At 70.8% G+C, this 8,864-nt stretch carries 6 protein-coding genes; 3 read left to right on the top strand and 3 right to left on the bottom strand.

The annotated features are described in order from the left end of the window. Both FKV24_RS16105 and FKV24_RS16100 read left to right on the top strand, forming a co-directional pair. Positions 1 to 1,802: hybrid sensor histidine kinase/response regulator (locus FKV24_RS16105; RefSeq protein WP_141483089.1), on the top strand; the 1,802-nt coding region annotated here is incomplete at its 5' end. 93 nt (positions 1,803 to 1,895) lie between these two features. Continuing rightward, positions 1,896 to 2,774 (top strand): amidohydrolase family protein, encoded by an 879-nt coding sequence (locus tag FKV24_RS16100; protein ID WP_170288342.1) that lies wholly within the window; start codon positions 1,896 to 1,898, stop codon positions 2,772 to 2,774. 27 nt (positions 2,775 to 2,801) lie between these two features. Here the strand turns inward: FKV24_RS16100 and FKV24_RS16095 are convergent, their stop codons facing one another. Next, complete coding sequence (locus FKV24_RS16095; protein ID WP_111266190.1) at positions 2,802 to 3,479, bottom strand: response regulator transcription factor; 678 nt, start codon at positions 3,477 to 3,479, stop codon at positions 2,802 to 2,804. Positions 3,480 to 3,611: 132 nt separating this feature from the next. Here FKV24_RS16095 and FKV24_RS16090 point away from each other — a divergent pair, with 132 nt between their 5' ends. Beyond that, positions 3,612 to 5,510, top strand: a complete 1,899-nt coding sequence (locus FKV24_RS16090) for a D-(-)-3-hydroxybutyrate oligomer hydrolase (protein ID WP_249041054.1) — start codon at positions 3,612 to 3,614, stop codon at positions 5,508 to 5,510. A 159-nt stretch (positions 5,511 to 5,669) separates the two neighbouring features. Here the strand turns inward: FKV24_RS16090 and FKV24_RS16085 are convergent, their stop codons facing one another. Beyond that, a complete protein-coding gene (locus tag FKV24_RS16085; RefSeq protein WP_141483090.1) occupies positions 5,670 to 7,235 on the bottom strand; it encodes a DUF1501 domain-containing protein in 1,566 nt (521 codons plus the stop codon). Positions 7,236 to 7,245: 10 nt separating this feature from the next. Next, positions 7,246 to 8,864: DUF1800 domain-containing protein (locus FKV24_RS16080; protein ID WP_141483088.1), on the bottom strand; the 1,619-nt coding region annotated here is incomplete at its 5' end.

The raw sequence follows: 8,864 nt of genomic DNA, 5'->3' as shown, positions 1-8,864 counted from the left end.
GCCTGCGCGATGCCGGGGTACGGTTCCTGCCGCGCGAACGCGTCGAACAGCTGTTGTCCAACGCCCCCGCCGAGGGGGCGGTGCCGGCCGCGACCGAGGCCGCGCTGGAGCGCGAGCTGGCGGCGGTACTGGGTTCGGCCTCGGCCCGGGTGCTGCTGGACGCGGCCCGTCGCGAGGCCGGCCGGGCGCTGGACACGGTCGCCCAGATCGTCGGCGAGGCCTCCGCCGACCTGCGCTTCAACCAGCGCGTCCTGGAGGCCGCGCTGCACAACATGAGCCAGGGCATCAGCGTGGTCGACGCCGAGCTGCGCCTGGTCGCGTGGAATCGCCGCTATGCCGAGTTGTTCGACTTCCCCGAGGAGTTGCTGCAGGTCGGCCGGCCGATCGCCGACCTCGCGCGCTGGGCGATGCGGCAGGTGCCGCCGGAGGGCGATCTGGAACGCGCCCTGCAACGGCGTCTGGCCTATATGCGCGCCGGCACCGTGCATCTGACCGAGCGGGTGCTGCCCGGTGGCGGCGGCATCGAGGACACGATCATCGAGATCCGCGGCAACCCGATGCCCGGCGGCGGCTTCGTCGCCACCTTCACCGATGTCACCGCGTTCCGCCGCGCCGAGGCCGGACTGATCCAGGCCAACGAAACCCTGGAGCAACGCGTGGTCGAGCGCACCACCGACCTGGAGGCGGCCAAGCGCGACGCCGAGCGCGCGAACGAGGCCAAGAGCCGCTTCCTGGCCGCGGTCGGCCACGACCTGATGCAGCCGCTGCACGCGGCGCAGCTGTTCGCCGATGCGCTCGAGCAGCAGGTGGCATCGGGCCAGCGCGAGACCGCGCGCCAGATCATCGGCGCGCTGGATTCCACCGGCGACCTGCTGACCGGACTGCTCGACATGTCCCGGCTGGAGGCGGGCGGATTGGTGCCGCAGCCGCGCGGGTTCCCGTTGTCGGAGGTGCTGGAGCCGCTGGCGTCGGAGTTCGGCGCCATCGCCGCCGACCGCGGCCTGCGCTTCCGTTTCATCGGCAGCCAGGCCTGGGTGCACAGCGATCCGCAGTTGCTGCGGCGGGTGCTGCAGAACTTCCTCGCCAATGCGATCCGCTACACCGCGACCGGCAGCGTGCTGCTGGGCGTGCGTCGCGATGGCGACGGCCTGCGGATCGAGGTGCACGACACCGGTCCGGGCATCGAGCCATCGCAGCAGCGGGTGATCTTCGACGAGTTCCGCCGTGGCATCGACGCACCGGGACAGGGGCTCGGGCTGGGGTTGTCGATCGCCGACCGCATCGCCCAGTTGTTGCAGGTGCCGCTGGGCCTGCGCAGTGCGCCCGGTCGCGGCACCGCGTTCACAGTGCGGGTGGTGAGGGTGGCGGGGCCGGCCGCGGTGGCCGACATGCCGGTCGAGCGCCACGCATCCGGAGCCGCGCTGGAAGTGCTGGTGGTGGACAACGACCCCCAGGCCCTGGCCGCGCTGACCGCGCTGCTGGAACGCTGGGGCTACCGGGTACGCGCGGCTGCCGACGGCGAGGGCGCCGCGGCGCAGTTGCGGGCGGGCGCGCCGTCGCTGTGGCTGTTCGACTACCACCTCGACGACGACGATACCGGTGTCGCCCTGGCCGAGCGGCTGGGCGCGCGCTTCGGCGCGCGTCCGACCCTGATCCTCAGCGCCGACGGCGGTGGCGAAGTGCGTCGGGCGGTGCATGAAGCCGGCCTGGCGTTGATCGCCAAGCCGATCAAGCCGCTGGCATTGAAATCGGTGCTGGACCGGTTGCTGGCCGCGCGCGGCGCGCAGGCGGCGCCGGTCTAGGTCACGTTCCGCGCCTTTCGATGCCGGGCGACACCGGACCGACCGGCGTTGCCGCTAGACTTGGCCGCCAGTCCGAACCGGAACCGTGGACCGATGAAACGTGCACTGACCTCGTTGTTGCTGCTGTTCTCATGCGTCGCCTTCGCCGAGGAGAATCCCCGGGCCAGCGCGTCGCCGCCCGTGTTCGATACCCCCGTATTCGACATCCACGTGCATCTGCACGATGGCGCGGAGTCGTTGCGCGAGTACCGCGCCGCCGCCGAGTCCGCTGGCCTGGCGCCGATCGGCCTCGGGGCGATGTGGTTCGGCGGTCCGAACCAGGCCCAGGCGGGCGATCCCGACGATATCCGTGCCCGCAACGATGCGCTGATCGGGATGGCAGCATCGGACCCGGCGGTGATGCCGATCGCGACCGTGCATCCCTACGATGGCCAGGCCGCGCTCGACGAGCTCGAACGGATTGCCGGCCGTGGCGTCAAGGTGATCAAGCTGCACGCGCATACCCAGCGGTTCGACGTCGACGACCCGCGGCTGCTGGCGCTGGTGCGCAAGGCCGGCGAGCTGGGCGTCGTCGTGCTGATGGACAACGCCAATATCGTCGCCGGCGACAGCGAAAACCTGTTCAGCCTCGCGATCCGCGCGCAGGGAACGAAGTTCGTCTTCGCCCACATCGGCGGCCTGAACTTCCGTTTCTGGAACATCCTGCCGCTGGCGCGTACCGCCGAGGGACTGGCGCTGGAGAACGTCTACTTCGACATTTCCGGGACCGTGCTGCTGGCGGCCGACTCGCCGATCGAGGAGGAGTTCGTCTGGACCCTGCGCAACGTCGGTATCGACAGTCTGATCCTGGGCTCGGACTATCCGCAGCTGTCGCTGGCGGACACGCTGGAAGCCCTCGACAAGCTGGACCTCAGCGACGAGGAGAAGGCGAAGATCCGCGGCGGCAACGCGCGCAGGCTGTTCGGCCTGTAGCGCCTGGGCGCGGCCGGGAACGTCCGGTCAGGAGGGCGGGTCGTCGGGCAACTGGCGGCTCGGGTCGCTCAGCTCCAGTTCGCGCAACACCACCCCGGCCTGGGTGCGGTTGCGCACCCCCAGGCGTTCGAAGATCGCCGACAGGTGCGCCTTGACGGTGCGTTCCTGCACGTCGAGGCGGTCGGCGATCTGCTTGTTGAGCAGGCCCTGGGCGACCAGGGTCAGCACCCGGAACTGCTGCGGCGAAAGGCTGGCCAGGCGCGCGGCAAGGTCGGCGTCGGCGCGGGTGCTCTCGGTGCGCGCGACCGCGCCGCGCAGCGCGGCGGGCAGCCATTGCTCGCAGGCCAGGACCGCGCGGATCGCGTCGCGCAGTTCCTCCAGCCCGGCGCTCTTGGGCAGGTAGCCGGCGGCCCCGTGATCGAGCGCGCGCCGGACCACGCGCGGATCGTCGTTGGCCGAAACCACCACCACGGCGACTCCCGGGTACTGGGCGCGGATCGCGGCGAGGCCGGCCAGCCCATGATTGCCGGGCATGTGCAGATCCAGCAGCACCAGATCGGTGTCGGGCGCGTCGTCCAGCGCCGCCAGCACCGCGTCGAGGGTATCGGCCTCGCTCACCTGTGCGCCGGACACGGCATCGGCCGCGGCCTGCCGCAGCGCGGCGCGGAACAAGGGATGGTCGTCGGCGATGAGCAGGTGTGACATCGGGCAGGGTAGGGGTCGGGACAGGCCCGGCTTCGTCGCCAGCCTAGCAGGCCGATGCGCAATCCGGGACGTCGATCGCGCTCGTACATAAGTACGATGAGAAGCCCGTGCGTGCTTGTTAGGCTGGAAGCCATGAACATGCCCATATTCCGCACCTTCGCGCAGGCGTCGGCACTGGCCCTGGCGTTGTCCGCATGCGCGTCCACCGGCGCCTCCTCCGATCCGGATCAGAACATGGCGGCCACCATCGCAGCGACCTCCTCATTCACCGACATGCGCACCACCACGCATCGCGACGGCGACGATCTGTTGACCGCGGGACTCGGTCTCGATGGCCTGCGCGCGATGACGCCGCCGACCTTCGCCGACCCGGCCCATCCCACAGCGGTCGAGCTGCGCCGCCGTGCGATCTGGGGCAACTGGCGCGGGATCGCCGATCTCGCCCCCGGTGGCGGCTATGGCGAGTTGTTCGGCAGCACCGCCAGGGTGCCGGGCCGCGAGTACAGCGCGTTCGCCCGCGTCGATGGCGCGCGCCAGCCGCATCGGGTCCTGGTGCAGGTGCCGGACGATTTCGATGCCGGCAAGCGCTGTGTGGTGGTGACCGCTTCGTCGGGTTCGCGCGGGGTCTATGGTTCGATCGCGGTCGCCGGCGCCTGGGGGCTGCCGAAGGGCTGCGCGGTGGCCTACACCGACAAGGGCGCGGGCACCGACTACTTCGACCTCGACAGCGGGCAGGGCGTCTCCGCCGACGGCACGATCGCCTTCGCCGGCGCTGCCGAACTGGGGTTTGCGCCCGACGCGCCCGCGACCGGCAGCGGCGACGGCCAGGTGCGCGGGGTCGCGGTCAAGCACGCCCATTCGCAGGACAACCCCGAAGCCGACTGGGGCCGTCATGTCCGCCAGGCCGCGCAGTTCGCGCTGCAGGCGCTCGACCAGGCGCGGCCGGACGATGCGCCATTCACCTTCGACGACACCCGGGTGATCGCGGTCGGCATTTCCAACGGCGGCGGTGCGGTGCTGCGCGCGGCCGAGCTCGACGACGGCGATTCCGATGCCGACTGGCTGGACGCGGTCGTGGCCGGCGAGCCGAACATCGACGCCGAGGGCGGGCGCAGCCTGTACGACTTCGCCACCGAGGCGGGGCTGCTGATGCCCTGCGCCCTGCTGGACCCCGCGCTGGCGCCGTTGCCGCAGCCACCGTTGGCGGCGCAGGTGGCTGCGATCGGACTGGCGCGTTGCGCCAGCCTGCGCAGCAATGGCCTGGTCGAAGGCGCCGACGCCGGCGCGCAGGCGGTCGATGCGCACCGTCGGCTCAACGCCAGCGGTTGGAGCGACGAAGCGCTGCGCGCGGGTGCGGCCTCGGCGGGTTTCGATCTGTGGCGCGCGATCGCGGTGACCTATGCCTCCGCCTACGGCCGCCATGCGCCGGGCGAACACCCCTGCGGTTTCGACTTCGCCGCGCTGGACGGCAACTTCGCGCCGCGGCGTGCCGGCGATGCCGAGCGCGCGGCGTGGTGGGCCGATGGCAGTGGCATTCCTCCCGGCGCCGGGGTCGGCATCGCCGAAACGCCGAACGCGGCCCCGGATCCGCACTTCTTCGGACTGCGCTGCCTGCGCGATCTGTGGACCGGCGACGGTGCGGGCGCCGAACGCGTGCGCAAGGGCGTCGCCGAAGTCCGCGCTTCGGCGCCACGCGCCGGGCTGCCGGTGGTCGTGATTCACGGCACCGACGACGGCCTGGTGCCGATGGCGTTCAGCAGTCAGCCCTACGTCGCGATGGCGCGCGCGGCCGGCCGCGACGTGCGCTACTGGCAGGTGCGTCACGCGCAGCATTTCGACGCCTTCCTCGGCCTGCCCGACTACGCGGCCCGCTACGTGCCCCTGCTGCCGTACGTGTACGCGGCTCTGGACCGGGTCGATGCGCATCTGGACGGCAACGCCGCGCTGCCGGCGGACGCGGTCATCGCGACCATGCCGCGCGGTCCCGGCAAGCCGTTGACCCCGGCACATCTGGCGATGCCGCAGGAGTAGACGGGACAGGGCCGGGCGGGGCCGCCGGGCGCCATCGACGAAAGGCGCTCCGTCCGGCCCTTCCGGTTGAACGGATCGGCGCGGGCGACCGGTGTTCATCCGCTCGCCCGTCGTCGTTCGTGTCGCGGTCCGCGGTCGGTGCCGGCGGACCGGGCGCTGTCAGGGCATGACCTCCCGCAGCCAGCGTTCCAGCCGTCCCTGTAGCTGCATGACCTCGCGTTGCAGGCGCTGCGTCCAGTCGCGGGCCGGTGGCTGCGACGACGGTCGCGGTTGCGGTTTCGGCGGCGTCGGCACGGCCTGCCGTGGCGGCTGTGGTCGCGGTTGTGCGGGACGCGGCCGGAATGCCGCGGTGGATGCCGCCACGGCGACCGGCGCCGCGCTAGCCGCCATGCCCACCGGTGTCAGGTCGCTGCCCTTCATCAGGCCCAGCGGGGCATAGCCGCCGTAGCCGGGAAACACCGCGCCGAGGTTCGGATTGCGCATGCGCCGGATCAGGATCTCGGACAGCACCCGGCGGTGATCGGTGGTGACCGGGACGTCGCCGTAGTAGGGCGACAGGACCTGCGGATCCAGGCCGAGCCAGTTGCCGTACAGGCACCGGCCGTTGACGGTGCCGCCCATCACCAGCATCGGATTGCCGTAGCCGTGATCGGTGCCGCGATTGGCGTTCTCGCGCACGCGGCGGCCGAACTCGGACTGCACGACGGTGGTGACCCGCGAGAGGTGTCCGCTCGCCGCCAGGGTGCGATGGAACGCGGCCAAGGCCTCCGACAGCTCGGCGATCCTGCCCTGGTAGTAGTGATAGCCGCTGCCGGCCGTGCCCTGGCCCTCGTGGGTGTCCCAGCCGCCCAGGTCCAGGGTCGCGTAGCGCAGGCCCAGGTTCATCTGGATCGACTGCGCGATCGTCCACAGCTGGCGCGAGAAGTTGTTGTTCGGCCAGTCCGCGGGCAGTGCGCCGTAGGGCTGTTGCGCGATGACCCGAAGGGCCCGTTCGGCGCGGGCGCCGTGATGCTCCAGGCCGGTCGAACCGGGATTCCACATCGATTCGAGCACGTCGTTGACGCCGACCAGGCCGGCCGGCGAGTTGTCGCGCGCCTTCTGCCACGACCACGCGCCGGCATTGAGCTCGAAGTCGCCCGGGCTGCCCATGGTCAGCGCGGCGGTGCTGCCGTTGAAGTTCGCCGGTTGCCGGCTGTTGACCGCCAGGCCCGGCAACGCGGGGGTGCCGCTGATGCCGGGCTGGGTCGCCAGCGCACGCGCCAGCCAGCCGCTGCCGATGCTCTGCTGGCCGGGCGTGCCCAGGTCGATCGACAACTGCGCATCGAAATGGCTGCGGGTCACCGAGGTCAGCAGGCCGCAGCACTGCACGATCGCCAGCAGGCCGTCGTTCCACATGTCGCGCAGACCGCTGGCGGCCGGGTGCAGGCCGAAACCGGTGGCGGCGCCGGTGCCCAGGGTCAGCGGCAGCGCGCCATAGGTGCCGGTGGCGGCGATCGCCAGTTCCGGACGCGCCTGTTCGTAGTGCACGCGGTCCTCGCCGGAAACCGGGATCACCAGGTTCAATCCGTCCATGCCGCCGCGCAGGAACACCGACACCACGGTGTCGTGGCCGTTGGCCGCGTGCGCGCTGCCGGAGAAGAACAGGCCCGGTCCGACCGCGCCGATCGCCGAGGCGGCGGCGCAGCCCTTGAGGAAACGGCGGCGGCTTTCTTCGATCGTGTTCATCGTCGCCTCCTCAACGGCTCAGGAATTCGGGGGACATCAGGATCAGCGAGACCATGCTGGTCAGGCGCTCCTGGTTGTAGTGGTTCTTCAGGTCGTTGCCGGCCCAGGCATTGGTATCGGCGATCACGTGGCTGGCCGGGTCGCCGTTCTGCGCCATGAAGCCGATCAGGGTCTGCCGGCGCACATTGCTGGGCAGGCGACCGAGGATGCGTTTGCACCAGTAGTCGACCAGCCTGGCCGCGGTCCATTGCGGCACCTGGCTGCGGCTGATCGCCAGGATCGGCAGCAGCGGCGCGCCTTCGTCCTTGGCGTTGGTCAGCCAGTCCAGCAGCTTCCAGCCCATCGCCAGGCTGTTGGCGCCGGACCAGGCCAGTTCGGTATCGGGATAGCCGTTCGGCGCCGGCCAGGCATAGGGTTCGTGGCCGGTGAAGCCCAGTCGCCACAGGAAGCCGTTGGAGGCCTCGTGGTCCAGGCGCAGGGTCCAGTCGCAGCCGGTCGCGCGCATCGCCGCGACGATCGCCTCGAACGGGCGTCGGCTCTTCTGGCCCCAGGCGTTGAACATCGCGTCCGAGGTGAGGATGTGACGCAGCACCCGTTCGAGCTGGTCGGCGCTGCGCCAGTGCTGGCGGAACACCTGGGCGGCGCTGCGCACTAGTGCCGGCGGCGGGGTGTCGTCGACGAAGCGGCGGATCAGCTTGGCGCAGACGAAGCGGGCGACCGCCGGATGGCTGGCGAGGCGGTCGAGGATGTCGCGGCCGTCCTTCATCGCCGGCTGCTCGGGATTGAGCAGGTTGCCCAACACGAACTTGGGGCCGGCATCGTGCCAGGACTGGCGGTAGACGAAGGTGCCGTCGTTGTCGTCCGGGAACTCCCAGTGGCCGTTCTTCAGGGTCCAGCCGGTGAACGCGGAGGCGGTCTCGTAGACGTCGATATCGGTGTAGCCCGACGGGTAGGCCGGATCGACCGGGTCCGGCGGTACCTGGAACGGATCCATGAAGCCCAGGTAGTTCTCGGCGCCGAGGGTATGCAGCTCCAGCAGTTCGCGTGCCCAGTTCTCGTTCGGGCCAGCGCGGGAATTGGAGACGTTGTCGAGGTAGTACAGCATCGCCGGGCTGGTCGCGACCGCTTCCAGCATCGCGCGGAAGTTGCCCAGCGCATGCTGGCGGATCACGTCGCGGTCGTAATGGACGTAGACCGGGGCGGCGGAATACTCCTCGGCGGTGACATTGAAGTGGTCGTGCCAGAAGTTGACCACGACTTCGCGCAGCTGGCGCCTGGAATAGGTCGCGCGCACGAACGCGGCGCACTGGACCTCCCAGGCCGGGCGCATCCTGATCGAATAGTCCGGGTCGCCCTGCACATGCTCGCTCCACAGCCGGGTGAGCGGCTTGTCCAGGGTGTCGTAGCCGGCGCTGGCGAGGCGGCTGTCCAGTGCGGAATCGTCGATCGCGGTCCAGTCCAGCTGCCAGTCGACGTAGTTGGCCAGGCGTTCGGCGTCGCTGTCGCCCAGGGCATTGAACTCGGCAATGCTCTGCGGGGTGATGCCGTAGCTGAGGTTGGACAGCATCCGGACCGCGAATGGCGGGCGCGCCAGGGTCAGCAGCTGCGGCGGCGCGCTGCGCGCGGCCT

The organism is Marilutibacter maris, from assembly GCF_006546735.2.
GTDB lineage: Bacteria > Pseudomonadota > Gammaproteobacteria > Xanthomonadales > Xanthomonadaceae > Marilutibacter > Marilutibacter maris.
This window is presented reverse-complemented; position numbering and strand designations above follow the sequence as displayed.

Coding starts and splice junctions, on each gene's coding strand:
- FKV24_RS16090 (WP_249041054.1), top strand. CDS start 3,612: ATGAACATGCCCATATTCCGCACCTTCGCGCAGGCGTCGGCACTGGCC.
- FKV24_RS16085 (WP_141483090.1), bottom strand. CDS start 7,235: ATGAACACGATCGAAGAAAGCCGCCGCCGTTTCCTCAAGGGCTGCGCC.
- FKV24_RS16095 (WP_111266190.1), bottom strand. CDS start 3,479: ATGTCACACCTGCTCATCGCCGACGACCATCCCTTGTTCCGCGCCGCG.
- FKV24_RS16100 (WP_170288342.1), top strand. CDS start 1,896: ATGAAACGTGCACTGACCTCGTTGTTGCTGCTGTTCTCATGCGTCGCC.